Genomic DNA, 18,128 nt, shown 5'->3' with positions numbered 1-18,128 from the left:
CCGACAGATGCGCAGGGTGACCGTTACAGTCGTGCCATGACGAAATGGGAGTACCTCACCGCCCCTGTCCTGGTGCACGCCACCAAGCAGATCCTCGACAACTTCGGCCAGGACGGCTGGGAGCTCGTGCAGATCGTGCCCGGCATGAACCCGGAGAACCTCGTCGCCTACTTCAAGCGGCCGGTCGCATGAGCGAGCGCCAGCGAGTGAATCATGAGGCAGCAGTCATGCCGGCGTCTCCGTATCGTGGGCTTCTGAGGGAGACGGCGGCATGAGCGCCGTCGACGAACGGCTCGCGGAGCTCGGGCTGACGGTTCCGCCGGTGCCCGCACCCGTCGCGGTCTACGTGCCCGCGGTGCGCTCCGGCTCGTACGTCTACACGTCCGGCCAGCTCCCCCTGCGCGACGGCCAGCTCATCCTGACCGGCAAGGTCGGCGGCGAGGTCTCGGCCGAGGAAGCGTACGACTGCGCCCGCCAGTGCGCGCTCAACGCGATCGCCGCCGTCAAGTCGCAGGTCGAGCTCGACTCGGTGGTGCGCGTCGTCAAGGCGACCGTCTACATCGCGAGCACGCCGGACTTCACCGGGCAGCCCGGCGTCGCCAACGGCGCGAGCGAGCTGTTCGGCGCGGCCTTCGGTGACGCCGGGTCGCACGCCCGCAGCGCCGTTGGCGTACCCGTCCTGCCCCTCGACTCGCCCGTCGAGGTCGACCTCATCGTCGAGGTCGGCTGACCGACATGCGCGTCCCCCTGCCCGAGCGGCTACGTGAGCACGCGCAGGGCTACAACGGCAGCGTGGTCGAGCCGCGCCACGCCTCGACGATCATCGTGGTGCGCGACGGGACGGACGGCATCGAGGCCTTCTTGATGCGCCGGCAGACCAGCATGGCCTTCGCCGCCGGCATGTATGTCTTCCCGGGTGGCGGCATGCATCCCGGTGACGTCACGGATGACGTGCCGTGGGCGGGACCGTCGCCGGCGGAGTGGGCGACCCGGCTGGAGTGCGACGAGCCGCTGGCGCGCGGTCTCGTGGTCGCCGCGGTGCGCGAGACGTTCGAGGAGACCGGGGTGCTGCTCGCCGGCCCCGACGAGTCGACGGTGCTCTCCGACACCAGCGGCCCGGAGATGCAGGCCGCGCGGGTGACGTTGGAGGCCGGCGAGCTGGGGTTCGGTGACTTCCTGCTCGATCACGGGCTCGTCCTGCGGTCGGACCTGATCGGTGCGTGGGCGCACTGGATCACCCCGACGTTCGAGCCACGCCGCTACGACACCAGGTTCTTCGTGGCTGCGCTGCCGGAGGGTCAGCGAGTCGGCGAGCTGAGCCGCGAGGCGGATCATGCGAGCTGGATGCCGCTGAGCGAGGTGCTCGCCAGTGTCGACGCCGGTGAGGCCGCGATGATGCCACCGACAGTGGTCGCCTGCCGCGAGGTCGCCGAGCACACGGCCGGCACGATCCTTGCCGCGGCCGCCGAACGTACGATCCGCACGATCGTGCCGCGCCTCATCGAGGTCGACGGAGAGCTGTTCCTCGAGACCGACCTGGGAGATCCCGCATGACCGACGCTGTGACGGTGACCGACCGAGCGACCTACGTGCTGGCTGCCAATCCCGGCATCATGACGCTCGACGGCACCAACACCTGGATCCTGCGCGAGCCCGGTGCGGAGCGGTCCGTCGTGATCGATCCGGGCCCGGCCGACGAGACCCATCTCCGGGCCGTGCTCGCGGCAGCCGGATCCGTGGGCCTCGTCCTGTTCACGCATCGGCACTTCGACCACACCGACGCGCTCGGGCGCTTCACCGAGCTGACGGGTGCGCCGGCGCGGTCGACGGACCCGGAGTTCACCCGCGACGCGGAGCCGCTGGTCGATGGCGAGACGATCGTCGTCGACGGTCTCGAGATCGAGGTCATCGCGACGCCGGGTCACACGACCGACTCGACCTGCTTCCGCCTCGTCGCGGATGGCTCGCTGCTCAGCGGCGACACGATCCTCGGGCGCGGCACGACCGTGATCGCACATCCCGACGGCGTCCTCGGCCCCTACCTCGACTCGCTCGCGCACATCCGTGAGCTCATCGAAGAAGGCCTGGTCGCCCGCATCCTGCCGGGCCACGGTCCGGTGCTCGACGATCCTCGTGGGGTCGTCGACTACTACCTGGATCACCGAGCCGAGCGGCTCGACCAGGTACGCGCTGCGGTCGACTCCGGCGCGACGACGGCCCGTGAGGTCGTCGAGGCGGTCTACCGGGACGTCGACGAGTCCCTCTGGGGCGCCGCCGAGCTCAGCGTCGCCGCCCAGCTCGACTACCTCAAGGGCTAACCCCCGAGATTTGGACGGGTCCCCAAGATTTGGCGGGAGATCAACCGTTTTGGGCGCCGAATCCCGTGATTTCGGTTGATGTGCCGCCAAATCTTGGAGAGTGCACAGGATCGACCGGGACCTTGGCGCTCCACAGGACGCTGAGCGACGCATCGGTGGGTGGTTCCCCTGCGCCACGTTTGGCAGGTGCGCCCACTTCCACCCCAGCTCCTGGACCGACCGTTCACTCCCGTTGAGGCCCGTCAGTTCGGTGTCACTCCGCGCATGCTCCAGGGGTCGCGATTCATCCAGGTGTTCGACGGAGTGTGGCGGACCTGCGCGACAGCCGACACCGAGGAGCTGAGGATTCGAGCGGCGCTGAAGATCCTGCCCGACGACGCCGCCCTGTCCCACGTCAGCAACCTGCGGTGGCGGGGCCTCGACCTGGGAGAGTCGACCCCGCTGCACTTCTCCACTGCCAGCCGGCTGCATGTCCAGCGTCGGGGACTGGTTGTACACCGGCGCCAGGATCTGTTGCGGTCGACGTTCGTACGCGGGGTCCCGCTGCTGAGCGCCGAGCGGACCTTCGTCGACGTCGCAACGCAGCTGGACGACCGAAGGCTCTTGGCCGCTGGAGACTGGTTGGTACGACACGGGCACGTCGACCTGCTCGACCTGAAGGCGTTCGTCCTCGGATCACACCTCGATGGCGTACAGCGGGCACGACGCATCGCGCCTCTGGTCCGCGAACATGTCGACTCCGTTCGCGAGTCAGACGTCCGATGGATCATCTTCGACGCATGCTTGCCAGATCCCGTGCCCAACCTGCCCATTCTCGACGCGCACGGCGTGCAGATCGCGAAGGGTGACCTGGCGTATCCACGCTTCAAGGTCCTCGTGGAGCACGACGGCTGGCACCACGAACGCGATGCCGTGCAACGGCAGCGGGATCACCTGCGTCGGGAACGGCTCGAGGCCGAGGGATGGCTCGTCATCGTGATCACGGTCGAGGACTTCCGCAACGAGAAGTCGATCGCCTGGCGGGTCTATGAAGCACTCAAGCTCCGCGGCTACACCGGACCACGACCAAGATTTGGCGCCTGATCAACCGAAATTGCGCTCGAAACCGCCAGAAACGGTTGATCCCCCGCCAAATCTTGGAGGACGGACGGATCTAGCGGGCGCGGCGCTGGAGGCGTTCGAGGTCGAGGATGACGACGCTGCGGGGCTCGAGCCGCAGCCAGCCGCGCGATGCGAAGTCGGCGAGCGCCTTGTTGACGGTCTCGCGGGAGGCGCCGACGAGCTGCGCCAGCTCTTCCTGCGTCAGGTCGTGGTTGACGTGCACGCCATCGTCGGCGCGGCGGCCGAAGCGGGACGCCAGGTCGAGGAGCGCCTTGGCGACGCGGCCGGGAACGTCGGAGAACACCAGGTCACCGACGACCTCGTTCGTGCGGCGCAGGCGGCCCGCGAGCTGGTTGAGCAGTGCGTGCGCGACATCGGGGTGGGCGTTGAGCACGGGGCTCAGCGCTTCGTGACCGAGGCTCTTGAGCTCGGCATCGGTGACCGCGGTCGCCGTCGCCGAGCGCGGCCCGGGATCGAAGAACGAGAGCTCGCCGAACATCTGTCCGGGGCCGAGGATCGCCAGCAGGTTCTCGCGCCCGTCGGGGGAGGTGCGGCCGAGCTTGATCTTGCCCTCGGTGACGACATAGAGCTGGTTGCCGTCATCGCCCTCGTTGAAGAGGATCTCTCCGCGGCGAAGCGAAGCCGACGACATCGATGACTCGAGCGCGGCTGCTACTTCATCATCGAGGCCGGAGAACAGCGGAGCCTGGCGGAGAACGTCGTCGGTCACGGGTCTTCCCTATCACTCATGTTGCACTGGTCACATTGTGTGCACCGATCGCAGTTTCCCACATCGGGACGGCCGATGCCGAATACGCGCCGGTGAACGTACGCAGGACAGCCGGTTCGACCTGCACCATAGTGACCTCTGGACAGGCAGAATGGGCGGGAACACGTACTCTGGACCCCGTGCCGAGCGACGCGACCCGACCTGAAACGACGCTCGTCCGCCGGGCGCGCAAGGTCAATCGCGTGCTCGCCGAGACCTATCCCGATGCCGGCTGCGAGCTCGACTTCCGTACGCCGTTCGAGCTCCTCATCGCGACGGTCCTCTCGGCGCAGACCACCGACCGCCGGGTCAACGCGATCACGCCCGCGCTGTTCGCCACCTACCCCGATGCCCGGGCGATGGCCGCCGCGGACCGCGCCGCACTCGAGGAGCTCATCCGTCCCACAGGGTTCTTCCGCGCCAAGACCGAGAGCCTGTTGCGTCTGTCTGCGGACCTGGTCGAGCGGTATGACGGCGAGGTGCCCGGCCGGCTCAAGGACCTCGTGACGCTCCATGGTGTCGGCCGCAAGACCGCCAACGTCGTGCTCGGCAATGCGTTCGACGTGCCGGGGCTGACGGTCGACACGCACTTCGCCCGGCTCGTACGACGGCTGCAGTGGGTGCCCGACGAGATCGTCAAGGACGCGGTCAAGACCGAGCACGCGGTCGCCGCGATCTTCCCGCCCAAGGACTGGACGATGCTCAGCCATCGGCTGATCTGGCACGGCCGGCGCTGCTGCCATGCCAAGAAGCCGGCCTGCGGGGCCTGCCCGATCGCCCATTGGTGCCCGTCGTACGGCACCGGGCCGATCGATCCCGTCGAGGCTGCGGCGCTCATCACGACGCAGGGTCCTGCGTGAGGGCGCGATTGATCCTGGCCGGACTCGCGATCGTACTCACGGGATGCGGCGGACCCGGCTCGGACGACGACGAGCCGACCTTCGGTGGCGGCGCGGCCCCGACGACCGATGCCGGCCAGCTTGCCGCGGCCAAGAAGCAGGCTGCCATCGAGGACTGTCCGACGTCCGATGCCCCCGCACCCGCCGAAGGCCCGCTGCCGGACCTGACGCTCGACTGCCTCGGTGGCGGCCAGCCCGTACGCCTGTCGGGCCTGGCGGGTACGCCGACGGTCATCAACTTCTGGGCCAGCTGGTGTGCGCCGTGCCGTGAGGAGCTGCCGCTGCTCGCCAAGGCGCACCGGGCGTACGGCGACAAACTCCAGGTGATCGGTGTGGACTTCGACGACCCGGCTCCCGATGCGGCGCTCGAGCTCGCCGGGCAGTCCGGCGTGACCTACCCGTTGCTGGCCGACCGTGACGCCGACGCCAAGGCACCGTTCAAGGTCATTGGTCTGCCGCAGACCGTGTTCGTGGATGCACAAGGAACAATGGTCGCCACGGAGCGCATCGCGTTCCGTTCGTATGCCGACCTGACGGCCGCGATCGAGAAGCACTTGGGGGTGTCGCCATGAGCGAGCGCCAGCGAGCGAACCATGTGGCTGGGTTCATGCCGCCGGCTCCGTATCGTGGGTTTTTCTCGGGGGTGGCGGCATGAGCTGGGAGCACCTCCCGGAGTGGCTGCGGCCCCTCGCCGAGCTCGCCGGCTCCGTCGACGCGGAGCAGCTGGCGCCGCGGTTCCCGCACCCCCCGGCCAATGCCCGTCCTGCGGCGGTCCTGATGCTGTTCGCCGACGGTGACAACGGCCCCGAGCTGCTGCTCACCGAGCGCGCGGCCAAGATGCGCAACCACGCCGGGCAGATCTCGTTCCCCGGCGGTGCCACCGACCCCGAGGACGCCGACGCCGTCGCAACAGCGCTGCGCGAGGCCAACGAGGAGGTCGGGCTCAACCCCGACGAGGTCGACGTCTTCGGGACCCTCCCGACGCTGTGGCTGCCGCCCAGCAACTTCGCCGTGACCCCTGTCCTCGGCTACTGGCGAGAGCCCAAGCCGCTCATGCCGGTCAGTGCTGAAGAGGTCGGCGCGATCATCCACCAGCCCATACGGCGGCTGCTCGACCCGGCCAACCGGTTCAGCGTCGAGCACCCCTCGGGCTGGCGTGGGCCGGCGTTCGAGATCGGCTCCGGTGTGCCGCTGTGGGGCTTCACCGCGGGCGTCGTGTCACGACTGTTCGAGCGCCTCGGCTGGGAGCAGCCCTGGGACGACAGCATCACCCGACCCCTCCCCGATTTCTCATGAACTCACTCGACGTCATCCTCGTCCTGATCCTGCTGGCGTATGCCGTCTCGGGCTACGTCCAGGGCTTCGTCGTCAACCTGATCGCGACCGTGGGCCTGCTGGTCGGCGGCCTGCTGGCGCTCGCGATCGTGCCGAAGTTCCTGTCCGGCAACACCGCGACGTTGAGCTCGTCCCTCTTGGCGCTCGGTCTCGTCGTCGGTGCAGCGGCGATCGGGCAGGGCATCGGGACGTACGTCGGCACCGACCTGCGCAATGGCCTCAAGTGGAAGCCCTTGCGGTGGGTCGACGCCGTCGGCGGCAGCGTGCTGAGCATGGTCGCGGTGCTGTGCGCCGGTTGGGCGCTCGGCTACTCGGTCAGCGGCACCACGATCCCCTACCTGTCGACCGCCTCGCGGGACTCGGTGATCCTCGACCGCGTCGACTCGGTCATGCCGCCGCGCGCGACCTCGGTCCTGCGGTCGTTCAACGAGGTGCTCGACGCCAACCTGTTCCCGCGCTACATCGACCCGTTCGAGAGCGAGAACATCAAGCCGGTGGGGCCGCCCGACACCGCGACCCTTGCGAGTGACGGTGTGCGCAAGGCGTCCGGAAGCGTCGTCAAGATCCTCGGCCAGGCCAAGTGCCAGCGCGGCATCGAGGGGTCCGGCTTCGCGTACTCCGAGGGTCGCATCATGACGAACGCGCACGTCGTCGCAGGTGTCGAGGACCCGTCGGTCATCATCAACGGCCAGCGCATGAGCGCCCGCGTCGTCCTGTTCGACCGCAAGCTCGACGTCGCGGTGCTGGCCGTCGACGGCTCGGGCGTGGCGCCGCTCGACTTCGACACGACGGGTGAGGCGGGAGACGACGCGGCGATCCTCGGCTTCCCCGAGAACGGACCGTTCGACGCGCGCGCGGCCCGCATCCGCAGCGAGATGCGGCTGCGCAGCCCCGACATTTACGACCAGGGCCAGGTCGTCCGCGAGACCTACTCGGTTCGCGGACTCGTACGCTCCGGCAACTCCGGCGGGCCGCTCGTGTCCAAGGACGGTGACGTCCTCGGCGTGATCTTCGCGGCGTCGATCACGGACAAGTCGACGGGCTACGCCCTGACGGCATCGCAGGTGGCCGACGACGCGCGCGCCGGCATCGCGGCGAGCTCGACGGTCTCGACCGGAGGATGTGCCTGATGCGTACGTTGTTGTCGTTCGTCAGTGGCGCCATCGCGCTGCTCGCGCTCCTGGCGGCGGTCCCGCTGCTGTGGCTGTCGACGCATGTCGTCAACGAGGACGGCTACGTGAATTTCAGCAGCACGCTCGCCAAGGACACCGAGCTGCAGCGGGCATTCTCGGCCTACCTCACTGACGAGCTGTCGGCCCGCGGTGTCCTTCCGGCTGCGCTCAAGGCGCCGGCGTCGGCCGCACTCTCGGGGACCATGGCGCGTACGACCAATGAGGCCGGGTTCGTCGAGGCGTGGGAGGAGACGCAGCGTAACTCCCACCGCGAAGCGTTCGCCGACCCCATGCCCAAGGTGCTGGGTGTCGACGTCAGCCCGATGGCCACGTTCGTCGCCAAGCAGGTCGGTGGTGACCTGCCGGTCGCCCTCACCGTGCCGGACCACCTCGTCGTGCCGGTCGTGACCGATGCGGGTGACCGCGAAGTGGTCGACCGCGTCAAGGAGTCGAGCCGCCTGGGCCGGATTGCCGGCATCGTCGCGTTGCTCGCGGCCGCCGCGTGCATCGCGCTCGCACGGCGTACGTCCGCCGCCGTGGCATGGCTCGGCGCCGGGGTGCTCGGCGTCGCCGGCATCCTGTGGCTGTCGAGCGGTCCCGTGACACAGAAGATCCTCGACCACACCGAAGCGCCCTCGGAGTTCGCCCGGACCCTGCAGAAGCTCCTGGTCGACCGGGCAGCCGATTCCCTCGACGCGTGGCTGGTCATCCTCGCGATCGGCGGCGCCATCGCGGCCGTGGCTGGATTCGTAGGCCGAGCAGTGACGGGCAGGCGTACGGCTTAGTCCTGCTCAGTCGAGGACCGCGGTGGCTTCGATCTCGACCAGATGTTCTGGGACGTCCAGTGCGGCAACGCCGATCAGCGTGGTCGGCGGGGCCGGGGTGGTTCCCAGCTTGACGGCTGCCCGGGATATGCCTTCCAGAAGCGAGGGCAGCTTGTCGGGGGTCCAGTCGACGACGTAGAAGGTCAGCTTCGCCACATCGTCGAAGGAGCCACCGACCTCGGCCAGCGCGGTGCCGACGTTGAGATAGCTCTGCTCGACCTGGGCGGCAAGGTCGCCCTCGCCGATCGTCACTCCGTCGGCGTCCCAGGCGACCTGCCCGGCGACAAAGACGAGCCTCGAACCCGATGCGACCGATACCTGCTTGTAGACGTCGATCGCGGGTAGGCCGGTGGGGTTCGCGAACGTGATGGTCATGATGCTGTTCCTCCTGGTTCTGAGCGCCTGACGACACTCACTCTCTTGTGGTTACTCAGTAACCGTAGGAGACTTGTCGCTGACGCGGAAGAACGCACTTTTCGGTGACTGGAGAACCTCATGGTGACCAAGCAGTTCACGGGCTCGCCTGACGATGCAGACCTGGCGCGCGCGGACTCCTTGGCGCGGGAGATCTTCTCCGACGTCGCCAACAAGTGGGCGTTCCTCATCGTCGAGGGACTCGGTGATCGCACCCTGCGCTTCAGCGAGGTGCGCAACGAGATCGAGGGGATCAGTCACAAGATGCTCACGCAGAACCTGCGCATGCTGGAGCGCAACGGCCTGGTCGAGCGCACGGTCTATCCGACCGTCCCACCTCGCGTCGAGTACACCCTCACGGAGCCGGGTCAGGCTTTGCGCGCGACGGTCGACGGAATGTGTGGCTGGACGCGCCGGTTCCTCGGTGACATCGAGGCTGCCCGCCGCAGCTTCGACGCCTGACGGCGAACTAGCTCGTGCGGCCCTTGAGGGCAGCCGGGATCTCCTTGGCGGTGGCGATCGTGCGCTCGGGCGCGCGGATCTTCTTGAGCAGGACGATGCCCAGGATGATGGCCAGGACCGTCAGCACGAGGTAGATGCCGGCGACGACGAGGAAAGCCCATGCCGGGTCGAGACCCGCCATGGTGAGGAAGTACGCGCCGGAGATCGACAGCATGATGACGATCAGCAGGCCGAAGAAGGCCGCGACTGCCAGCAGGCCCGCTCCGATGCCGCCGGCCTTGACGCTGAACTTCAGCTCACTCTTGGCGAGCCTGATCTCCGACTGCACCAGAGCCGAGAGGTCGCGGCTGGCGTCGGCGACCAGCCGGCCAATGGTCGGATCATCAGCGTTGTTCATACCGGCGAGCCTACAAGTGACTCACGGGATCGCGCAGGTCAGCGTGCGCCCAGCGCGGTGAGGATGCTGCCGTCTGTGATCGCCCAGAGCAGCCTGCCGACGATGACGACTCCGAGGAGAGTCAGGCCGATGGCCAGATCGGCGCTCACCCGCCGGGTCACCGGAGTCGGCTGCTTGTCGTTCCTGGTCATCGTCGTGGAAGGCATGCCTACGACAGTTCCCCGCGAAGATGAGATCAAACTGAACGGAACCCGTCCTGAGCCTGTCAGTGTGGCGAAACCCACATCGTACGAGCGTCAGTCCTCGTCCTTGGCGGTCTTCATGCCGGCGGTGATCTTGTCCATGATGCCGCTGTCGGCCAGGGTCGTGGCGTCGCCGACCTCGCGGTTCTCGGCGACGTCTCGCAGCAGCCGGCGCATGATCTTGCCGGAGCGGGTCTTGGGCAGCTCGGGGACGATCATGATCTGCCGCGGCTTGGCGATCGCGCCGATCTCCTTGCCGACGTGGTTGCGCAGCTCCTGGACGATCTCCTCGCCACCGTCGCCGGCGGACTCGCGCAGGATCACGAACGCGACGACGGCCTGGCCGGTGGTCTCGTCGGTCGCGCCGACGACTGCGGCTTCGGCGACCTTGGGGTGCGACACGAGCGCGGACTCGATCTCGGTCGTCGAGAGTCGGTGGCCCGAGACGTTCATGACGTCGTCGACGCGGCCGAGCAGCCAGATCGCGCCGTCCTCGTCCTTGCGGGCGCCGTCACCGGCGAAGTAGAACCCGGGCCAGCGCGACCAGTAGGTCTCCTTGTAGCGGTCGTCGTCGCCCCAGATCGTGCGCAGCATCGACGGCCACGGCTCGGTGATGACGAGGTAGCCGCCCTCACCGTCCTCGACCGGCTTGCCGGCGTCGTCGACGACCTCGGCGGCGATGCCGGGGATCGCGGTCATCGCCGAACCCGGCTTGCCCTTGGTGACACCGGGCAACGGGCTGATCATGTGCGCGCCGGTCTCGGTCTGCCACCAGGTGTCGACGATGGGGGTGCGGTCGCCGCCGATGTTCTCGCGGTACCAGACGTACGCCTCGGGGTTGATCGACTCACCGACCGAGCCGAGGATGCGCAGCGACGACAAGTCGTGCTCGGCGGGGATCTGCTCGCCCCACTTCATGAACGTACGGATTGCTGTCGGTGCGGTGTAGAACAGCGTCACCTTGTGCTTGGCGATGATCTCCCACCAGCGACCCTTGTGCGGGGTGTCGGGGGTGCCTTCGTAGAGCACCTGGGTCGCGCCGTTGGCCAGCGGCCCGTAGACGATGTAGGAGTGCCCGGTGACCCAGCCCACGTCGGCGGTGCACCAGTAGACGTCGTCGGGCTTGTAGTCGAACACGGCCCAGAACGTCCACGCCGACTGCACCAGGTAGCCGCCGGTGGTGTGCAGGATGCCCTTGGGCTTGCCGGTCGTGCCCGAGGTGTACATGACGTAGAGCGGGTGCTCGGCGTCGAACATCTCCGGCGTGTGGTCCTTCGACGCGCCATCGACGACGTCGTGCCACCACGCGTCACGGCCCTCGGTCCACTCGACGTCCTGGCCCGTGCGGCGTACGACCAGCACACCGGTTACGTCGGGGCACTTCTGCAGCGCTTCGTCGACGGCGGGCTTGAGGGCCGACGCGGCACCGCGGCGGTAGCCGCCGTCGGCAGTGATGACGACCTTGGCCTCGCAGTCGAGGATGCGCGACGACAACGCGTCGGCACTGAACCCGCCGAACACCACGGTGTGCGGCGCACCGAGGCGGGCGCACGCCAGCATCGCGACGACGGCCTCGGGGATCATCGGCATGTAGATCGCGACCCGGTCGCCGGTCTGGACGCCAAGGTCGATCAGCGCGTTGGCCGCCTGGGACACCAGGTCCTTGAGCTCGGCGTACGTGATGTCGCGGGTGTCGTCGTCGGGCTCGCCGACGAAGTGCAACGCGACCTTGTCACCGTTGCCGGCCTCGACGTGCCGGTCGACGCAGTTGTACGAAGCGTTGAGCGTGCCGCCGACGAACCACTTCGCGAACGGCGCGTTGGACCAGTCCAGCACCTCGGTGAACGGCGTGCCCCAGTCGAGCCGGTCAGCCTGCTCGCCCCAGAACTTCACCCGGTCAGCCGCAGCCTGCTCATAGACCTCGGCCTTGACGTTGGCGCTCGCCGCCAGATCCGCCGGCGGCTCGAACACGCGGTCTTCGTGGGACAGGTTGCTGATGTTCTGCTCGGTCACGGTTGCTCCTCGTCCGGGGGTTCTTCTTCGATTGTGGCGCAGCCCACAGGATGCCGCGCAGGGGGTTGCGCAGGAGTTGCGGCGCGCGGCTTCGCCGCTCCCGCTGCTCGTGCCTCGCAGCGGGCCGGGCTCCGCCCGGGCGCCTGCCTCGCTTCGCTCGGCCCATGGTTGCGAGCGGTGCTCGCCGAGACCCACGCTGGGGACTCGGCGAGCACAGCCGCGCGTCCTAACGGACGGCGCCGGCGCCGGTCATGGCGCGGACGTCGAGCTCGACGTAGTGCTCCTCCGCATCGCGATCCTTGGCCAACATCGTGCCGATGAAGCCGCACAGGAAGCCGATCGGGATCGACACGATGCCCGGGTTCTCGAGCGGGAACCAGCTGATGTCGATGTCGGTCGGCAACAGCGAGAGGTTCTTGCCCGCCGGGTCGAGACCCTTGCCGGAGACGACCGGCGAGAAGATCACCAGGGCCACCGACGAGATCAGGCCGCCGTAGATGCTCCACACCGCTCCGCTGGTGTTGAACCGCTTCCAGAACAGGTTGTAGAGCAGCGCCGGCAGGTTGGCCGACGCGGCGACCGCGAAGGCCAACGCCACCAGGAAGGCGATGTTGAGCTTCTGAGCCGGTATGGCCAACAGGATCGCCACGCCGCCGATCACGAACGCTGCGATCCGTGCGGTGTGGACCTCTTCCTTCTCGGTGACCTCTCCGCGCTTCCACACGTTGGCGTAGAGATCATGCGCGACGGACGATGCCGAGGTCAGCGTCAGCCCGGCCACCACGGCGAGGATCGTCGCGAAGGCGACCGCCGAGATCACCGCAAGTAGTACCGCGCCTCCCGTTGACCCGGGACCGCCGCCTACCGACTCAGCCAGCAACGGCGAGGCGAGGTTGCCGCCGGAGGCTGCGATCTGCTCCTTCTCGTCACCCTTGACCAGAGCCGCCGCACCGAAGCCGAGCACAAGCGTCATCAGGTAGAAGGACCCGATGAGGCCGATCGCCCAGAGAACCGACTTGCGGGCCTGTCGGGCCGTCGGAACGGTGTAGAAGCGGATCAGGATGTGTGGCAGTCCGGCGGTGCCGAGCACGAGGGCCAGGCCCAGCGAGATGAAGTCGATCTTGCTGGTCGTCGAGACGCCGTACTTGAGGCCGGGCTCGAGGAACGCCGATCCCTTGCCGCTGTTGTCTGCGGCGGTGCCGAGCATGTCGCTGATGTTGAAGTCGAACTTCGCCAGCACCAGGATCGTGATGAGGATCGTGCCGCCCATCAGCAGGACCGCCTTGACGATCTGCACCCAGGTCGTGCCCTTCATGCCGCCGACCGTGACGTAGAAGATCATGAGCGCGCCGACGCCGACGATCGTGAGGTTCTTGGTCAGACCCTCGTTCTCGACACCCAGCAGCAGCGCCACGAGCGCGCCGGCGCCGACCATCTGCGCCAGCAGGTAGAAGATCGACACGACGACCGTCGACGTCGCCGCGGCTGTCCGGACCGGCCGCTGGCGCATACGGAACGCCAGCTGGTCGGCCATCGTGAAGCGGCCCGAGTTGCGCAGCAGCTCCGCGACCAGCAGCAGGGCGACGAGCCAGGCGACGAGGAACCCGATCGAGTAGAGGAACCCGTCGTAGCCCGACAGCGCGATCGCGCCGGAGATGCCGAGGAACGACGCAGCGGACATGTAGTCGCCGGCGACTGCGAACCCGTTCTGCACGCCGGTGAACTCGCGACCGCCGGCGTAGTAGTCAGCGGCGGTCTTGTTGTGCCGGCTGGCCCAGAACGTGATGGCGACCGTGATCAGGACGACCACCACGAACAGCGACCCAGTGAGCGCCTGGTGGTCGTCGTCGGTGGCGGCCCGCAGGATGGTGGCGGTGTTGCTCATCGGGCGACCTCCTTGTCGAATTCTTCGCCAAGCTGATCCGCGATGGGGTCCATGCGGCGCGCGGCGAACCGGGCGTACCAGATGGCGATGGCGAACGTCGACACGAACTGCAGCAGGCCGAAGATCAGGGCGACGTTGATGTTGCCGACGACCTTCGTGTCCATGAAGCCACCTGCGTAGTTCGACATCAGCACGTACAGCAGGTACCAGGCCATGAAGGCGACGGTCAGCGGCACGACGAAGCGAAAGTACGTGCGCTTGAGCTCCTTGAACTCGTCCGTCGCATGAATGCGTTGATAGGCCGCGTGGGCCTCGGGCGAAATTCTCTCGGCCACCGTGGATCACCTCTTCCGTGAAGGCAGGACGGCACGGGTGCGTGTCGCCGTTCCTGAACCTAAGTACCCCGTTTCGTGTGAACCAGATCACTTCACGGAGTGTGCGTTGGAGGCCGACGAGCGTGCGATCGGCGGTCGCCCGCGTACGACGAACGGTCGGGTTGAGCGGATGAGTGGTCGGCCTAGAATCGGCGATCGACGTCGAGACGCTCGGGGGTGTGCAACCGCACCATGGTCCGCGAGACGTTGGCGGGTACGTCGGACCGGGTGGCCAGGGACACGCCGATCATGAGGGCGAACCCGATCGGCACGGACCACGCGGCGGGCTGGCTCATGACGACCCCGAACCAGCCGTCGGGGCGTGCGGCGATCGTGACGATCGCCGCGACGCCGGCGCTCAACCCGCCGCCGACCAGCCCGACGATGGCGCCGCGAGCCGTCAGGCCGCGCCACCAGATGCCAAGCACCAGCAGCGGGCAGAACGTGGAGGCGGCCAGCGCGAACGCGAACGTCACGGAGCTCGCGACCGCGATCCGCTCGGCCGACAGCGCGAGGACGAGCGGGACCACGACACAGGCCGCCGCCGCGATGCGCAGGGCTGTGATGGTCGAGATGCGGCCCCGCGCGAGCCCCTGGCCCACCACCCCGGCGACCGACATCGTCAGGCCGGACGACGTCGAGAGGAACGCCGCGAACGCGCCCGCCGTGAGCAACGCGGCCAGCAGCTCACCTGTGCTGCCGCCGATCACGCGTGATGGCAGCTCCAGCACGACGGTGTCCGCGCGACCGGAGTCGAGCAGGTCGCGGGCATAAATCCGGCCCAGCACGCCGTAGATCGTCGGCAACAGGTAGAACGTGCCGAGCAGGGCCAGCACGATGAGCGTCGTCCGGCGGGCGGCGTGACCGTCGGGATTGGTGTAGAACCGCACGACGACGTGCGGCAGGCCCATCGTGCCGAGGAACGTCGCGATCATCACCGAGTACGTCAGGTAGAGCCCGGGTCCGTCAGCCTGGCTGAACGGCTGGAACCACTCCTCGGGTGCGACGGGGCCATCTCCCGTCCACGCCTGCAGCAGGAAGAACACCGGGATCAGCAGCGCGGTGAGCTTGAGCCAGTACTGGAACGCCTGGACGAACGTGATGCTGCGCATGCCTCCGGACACGACGTTGACCACCACGATCACCGCGACGACGACGGTGCCGACCCAGTTCGGGGCGCCCGTGACCGTGCGCAGCGTGAGCCCGGCACCCTGGAACTGCGGCATGAGGTAGAGCCAGCCCACGGCGACGACGAGGGCGCTGGCGACCGTGCGCACGCCCCTCGACTGCAGCCGCACCTGGGCGAAGTCCGGGATCGTGTACGCCCCGGAGCGTCGCAGCGGCGCCGCGACGAACACCAGCAGCAGGAGGTAGCCCGTGGTCCAGCCGATGGGATACCAGAGCATGTCGGCGCCGTGCGCCAGGACGAGCCCGGCGACGCCGAGGAAGGAGGCGGCCGACAGGTATTCGCCGCCGATAGCCGAGCTGTTCCACACCGGGCTGACCGAGCGCGAGGCGACGTAGAAGTCGCTCGTCGTGCGGCTCATGCGCAGGCCGAAGGCACCGATGCCGAGCGTCGCGATCGCCACAAGAGCAACCGCGACGACGCCATACGTCGCGTTCATTCGTGGTCCGGGCGGTGAGGCTCGACGAGATCGGTGAAGTCACGCTCGGCGCGTTCGACCTGGCGGATGTAGACCCAGCCCAGCGCGAACAGTCCGGGATAGACCAGGACCCCGAGGATCAGCCACGGGACGGGCATGCCCAGCACGTGCATCGCGGTGACGCTGTCGAACGCGAGGAACAACAGCGGCAGTGCGCCGATCGACAGCGCGAGGGTCGCTGCGACGGTCAATGCGGCCCGGAGCTGCGCCCGGATCAGGGAGCGCATGTAGACCTCGCCGATGCCGGTCGACTCGTCGATCTCCTGCCGGACGCTGCGACGTACGTGTGCCGGCGCGGTGGTCAGCGGGCTGGTGACCCGCACCCGGCCGGTGTATTTCTCCGTCACAGCGCCCGCTCGTGGATCAGCTCGCGCAGCGCCCGGGCGTGACGGCGGGCGACCTGGATCTCGACGAGCTCGTCACCGACCGGGACGAGCACGCTCGAGCGGCCGGCCTGCACCCGCAGCTCGCGCAGGTGCGCAAGGTTGACCACGTGGCTGCGGTGGACCCGGGCGAACCCGGCCTCCTGCCACTCGTCGGCGAGCGTCGTGAGCGGGGTGCGGATCAGGTGGCTGCCGCCATCGACGACATGGAGGCGTACGTAGTCGCCCTGGGCCTCGACGTATGACACGGAGGCGCGCGACACGAACCTGGTGACCCCGCCGAGCTCGACCGCGATCCGGTCGTCGCTCGTCGTCGGGGTCGAGTCGGCATCCGCGCAGGCCCGGCGCACGCTCTCTCTGAGCCGCTCCTCACGTATCGGCTTGAGCAGGTAGTCGACGGCGTTCATCTCGAACGCCTCGACGGCGTGCGCGTCGTGGGCCGTGACGAACACGATGCGCGGTGGCGTACGGAACCGGCCGAGCAGCCGGGCGATCTCCAGGCCGCTCAACCCCGGCATCGCGACGTCGAGGAACACCAGGTCGATGTCACCCTCGTCGAGCACGCGGAGGGCTTCCGCGCCGGACCGGGCCGCTCGTACGGATGCGATGCGGTCGTCGCGGCCCAGCATCCACACGAGCTCGTCCAGCACGGGCTGCTCGTCGTCCACCACGAGGGCGCGCAACGCTGCAGTCATGGGCTGATCATGCCGATGCCGAGGCGGCACCACAACACCCGGCGACCTCATGACGACTCGGTGCCGGGGTGGAACTTCGGCAGCCTGACCGTGACCTTGGTGCCGTGACCGGGAGCGGTCTCGACGACGATTCCGTAGGCGTCGCCATAGACCGTGCGAAGCCGCTCGTCGACGTTCGCGAGCCCGACGGAGGCGCTCGTGGTGTGACCGGAGAGCGCGTCGCGGACGATGTCGGGCTCGACGCCGATCCCGTCGTCCTCGATCGTGATGACGCACTCGACGCCCTCGTCGAGCGCCACGACCGTGACGGTCCCGTCGCCGTCCTTGGCCTCGAGCCCGTGGCGCACGGCGTTCTCGACGAGTGGCTGGATCGCGAGGAACGGCAGCGTCACGCTCAGCACCTCCGGAGCGACGCGGGTGACGACGCGAAGCCGGTCACCGAAGCGCGCCTTCTCCAGCACGAGGTAGCGCTCGATCGAGCGCAGTTCCTCGGCCAGCGTCGTGAACTCGCCGTGCTCGCGGAACGAGTAGCGAGTGAAGTCGGCGAACTCCAGCAGCAGCTCGCGGGCCCGCTCCGGGTCCGTACGCACGAACGAGGCGATCGCGCCGAGGGAGTTGTAGATGAAATGTGGCGAGATCTGCGCCCGGAGCGCCCTCAGCTCGGCCTCCATCAGGGCGGTGCGGGACTCCGACAGCTCGGCGAGCTCGAGCTGGCTCGACATCCACCGGGCGACCTCCGTGGTCGCGCGCGCCAGGCCGGCCGACGCCTCCTCCGTGACGACGGCGATGCTGCCGACCACGCGGCCCTCGACGGACAGCGGGGCGACGATCGCGCGGTCGGAGGCCTGCGTCGTGCCGCTCGCCAAGGCGTCCGCGGTGAGCTTGGCGACGTCGGGCGCATCGCCGGCGAGGCGGCCGTGCAGGTCCGTGATCGCCACGGTGTGCCGGCCCAGGAGCGTACGCACGTGGGGCAGCGCGAGCGCCGCGCTCGCGGCATCGAGGCCGCGGCGCAGCGCCGGAGCGGCTAGCGATGCTGTGTGCAGCGTCTCGTACGTTGCCCGGTCCGCCGGCGAGCCGAGCACGCGGCGCCGGGTCAACAGCCGCCACCGGACGAACAGAGCTGCCGCCACCAGCGCGGCGATCACCAGCGCTGCCGTCCGGATGTTGTCCACCCGGGGACG

General features: G+C 68.5%; 22 protein-coding genes. 11 read left to right on the top strand and 11 right to left on the bottom strand.

Annotated elements, in window-relative coordinates; genetic code table 11:
• Positions 1 to 36 precede the first annotated feature (36 nt).
• From AC1DVU_RS03230 to AC1DVU_RS03210, 5 genes are all read left to right on the top strand, one after another.
• The gene (locus tag AC1DVU_RS03230; RefSeq protein ID WP_118397113.1) at positions 37 to 192 is read left to right on the top strand and encodes a DUF4177 domain-containing protein; all 156 of its coding nucleotides are present in this window, start codon (positions 37 to 39) and stop codon (positions 190 to 192) included.
• A 79-nt stretch (positions 193 to 271) separates the two neighbouring features.
• Positions 272 to 730 (top strand): RidA family protein, encoded by a 459-nt coding sequence (locus AC1DVU_RS03225; protein WP_476920984.1) that lies wholly within the window; start codon positions 272 to 274, stop codon positions 728 to 730.
• A gap of 5 nt (positions 731 to 735) precedes the next feature.
• A complete protein-coding gene (locus AC1DVU_RS03220) occupies positions 736 to 1,554 on the top strand; it encodes an NUDIX hydrolase (protein WP_476920983.1) in 819 nt (272 codons plus the stop codon).
• Positions 1,551 to 2,318: an MBL fold metallo-hydrolase gene (locus AC1DVU_RS03215; protein ID WP_476920982.1), complete on the top strand. Its 768-nt coding sequence runs from the start codon at positions 1,551 to 1,553 to the stop codon at positions 2,316 to 2,318. The genes AC1DVU_RS03220 and AC1DVU_RS03215 overlap by 4 nt, the downstream gene beginning before the upstream one ends.
• Positions 2,319 to 2,582: 264 nt before the next feature.
• A complete protein-coding gene (locus tag AC1DVU_RS03210; RefSeq protein ID WP_476920981.1) occupies positions 2,583 to 3,401 on the top strand; it encodes a DUF559 domain-containing protein in 819 nt (272 codons plus the stop codon).
• Positions 3,402 to 3,471: 70 nt separating this feature from the next.
• Here the strand turns inward: AC1DVU_RS03210 and AC1DVU_RS03205 are convergent, their stop codons facing one another.
• On the bottom strand, positions 3,472 to 4,149 hold the full coding sequence (locus tag AC1DVU_RS03205; protein ID WP_476920980.1) for a Crp/Fnr family transcriptional regulator: 678 nt from the start codon (positions 4,147 to 4,149) through the stop codon (positions 3,472 to 3,474).
• A 179-nt stretch (positions 4,150 to 4,328) separates the two neighbouring features.
• Between AC1DVU_RS03205 and nth the strand changes: the two genes are divergently transcribed.
• From nth to AC1DVU_RS03180, 5 genes are all read left to right on the top strand, one after another.
• A complete protein-coding gene (nth, locus tag AC1DVU_RS03200) occupies positions 4,329 to 5,048 on the top strand; it encodes an endonuclease III (protein ID WP_476920979.1) in 720 nt (239 codons plus the stop codon).
• Positions 5,045 to 5,659: a TlpA family protein disulfide reductase gene (locus AC1DVU_RS03195; RefSeq protein WP_476920978.1), complete on the top strand. Its 615-nt coding sequence runs from the start codon at positions 5,045 to 5,047 to the stop codon at positions 5,657 to 5,659. Before nth ends, AC1DVU_RS03195 begins: the two co-directional genes overlap by 4 nt.
• Positions 5,660 to 5,738: 79 nt before the next feature.
• The gene (locus tag AC1DVU_RS03190; RefSeq protein WP_476920977.1) at positions 5,739 to 6,383 is read left to right on the top strand and encodes an NUDIX hydrolase; all 645 of its coding nucleotides are present in this window, start codon (positions 5,739 to 5,741) and stop codon (positions 6,381 to 6,383) included.
• Complete coding sequence (locus tag AC1DVU_RS03185) at positions 6,380 to 7,552, top strand: MarP family serine protease (RefSeq protein WP_476920976.1); 1,173 nt, start codon at positions 6,380 to 6,382, stop codon at positions 7,550 to 7,552. The genes AC1DVU_RS03190 and AC1DVU_RS03185 overlap by 4 nt, the downstream gene beginning before the upstream one ends.
• Positions 7,552 to 8,379: a hypothetical protein gene (locus AC1DVU_RS03180; protein ID WP_476920975.1), complete on the top strand. Its 828-nt coding sequence runs from the start codon at positions 7,552 to 7,554 to the stop codon at positions 8,377 to 8,379. The genes AC1DVU_RS03185 and AC1DVU_RS03180 overlap by 1 nt, the downstream gene beginning before the upstream one ends.
• A gap of 6 nt (positions 8,380 to 8,385) precedes the next feature.
• Here the strand turns inward: AC1DVU_RS03180 and AC1DVU_RS03175 are convergent, their stop codons facing one another.
• Entirely contained in the window at positions 8,386 to 8,793 is a 408-nt protein-coding gene (locus AC1DVU_RS03175; protein ID WP_476920974.1) for a RidA family protein, read from the bottom strand.
• Positions 8,794 to 8,913: 120 nt separating this feature from the next.
• Here AC1DVU_RS03175 and AC1DVU_RS03170 point away from each other — a divergent pair, with 120 nt between their 5' ends.
• A complete protein-coding gene (locus AC1DVU_RS03170; protein ID WP_476920973.1) occupies positions 8,914 to 9,294 on the top strand; it encodes a winged helix-turn-helix transcriptional regulator in 381 nt (126 codons plus the stop codon).
• A 7-nt stretch (positions 9,295 to 9,301) separates the two neighbouring features.
• Here the strand turns inward: AC1DVU_RS03170 and AC1DVU_RS03165 are convergent, their stop codons facing one another.
• The 9 genes from AC1DVU_RS03165 to AC1DVU_RS03125 all read right to left on the bottom strand — a co-directional run bounded on the left by AC1DVU_RS03165 (position 9,302) and on the right by AC1DVU_RS03125 (position 18,119).
• On the bottom strand, positions 9,302 to 9,691 hold the full coding sequence (locus tag AC1DVU_RS03165) for a phage holin family protein (RefSeq protein WP_476920972.1): 390 nt from the start codon (positions 9,689 to 9,691) through the stop codon (positions 9,302 to 9,304).
• Between the two features lie 38 nt (positions 9,692 to 9,729).
• On the bottom strand, positions 9,730 to 9,897 hold the full coding sequence (locus AC1DVU_RS03160; RefSeq protein ID WP_476920971.1) for a hypothetical protein: 168 nt from the start codon (positions 9,895 to 9,897) through the stop codon (positions 9,730 to 9,732).
• Positions 9,898 to 9,987: 90 nt separating this feature from the next.
• Entirely contained in the window at positions 9,988 to 11,946 is a 1,959-nt protein-coding gene (gene acs, locus AC1DVU_RS03155) for an acetate--CoA ligase (protein WP_476920970.1), read from the bottom strand.
• A 226-nt stretch (positions 11,947 to 12,172) separates the two neighbouring features.
• Positions 12,173 to 13,831, bottom strand: coding sequence for a solute symporter family protein (locus AC1DVU_RS03150; RefSeq protein ID WP_476920969.1), 1,659 nt, complete (start codon positions 13,829 to 13,831; stop codon positions 12,173 to 12,175).
• Positions 13,828 to 14,166, bottom strand: coding sequence for a DUF485 domain-containing protein (locus tag AC1DVU_RS03145; RefSeq protein WP_476920968.1), 339 nt, complete (start codon positions 14,164 to 14,166; stop codon positions 13,828 to 13,830). Before AC1DVU_RS03145 ends, AC1DVU_RS03150 begins: the two co-directional genes overlap by 4 nt.
• Before the next feature lie 182 nt (positions 14,167 to 14,348).
• Positions 14,349 to 15,830 (bottom strand): sodium/solute symporter, encoded by a 1,482-nt coding sequence (locus AC1DVU_RS03140; protein WP_476920967.1) that lies wholly within the window; start codon positions 15,828 to 15,830, stop codon positions 14,349 to 14,351.
• Entirely contained in the window at positions 15,827 to 16,216 is a 390-nt protein-coding gene (locus AC1DVU_RS03135; protein ID WP_476920966.1) for a hypothetical protein, read from the bottom strand. The genes AC1DVU_RS03140 and AC1DVU_RS03135 overlap by 4 nt, the downstream gene beginning before the upstream one ends.
• Complete coding sequence (locus AC1DVU_RS03130) at positions 16,213 to 16,947, bottom strand: LytR/AlgR family response regulator transcription factor (RefSeq protein WP_476920965.1); 735 nt, start codon at positions 16,945 to 16,947, stop codon at positions 16,213 to 16,215. The genes AC1DVU_RS03135 and AC1DVU_RS03130 overlap by 4 nt, the downstream gene beginning before the upstream one ends.
• Positions 16,948 to 16,994: 47 nt before the next feature.
• Positions 16,995 to 18,119 (bottom strand): sensor histidine kinase, encoded by a 1,125-nt coding sequence (locus AC1DVU_RS03125; protein WP_476920964.1) that lies wholly within the window; start codon positions 18,117 to 18,119, stop codon positions 16,995 to 16,997.
• Positions 18,120 to 18,128: the final 9 nt, after the last annotated feature.

The sequence above is a fragment of the Aeromicrobium sp. P2_G6 genome (assembly GCF_056403535.1).
The sequence above is the reverse complement of the archived record's forward strand: the minus strand, read 5'-3'. Positions and strand labels throughout refer to the sequence as shown.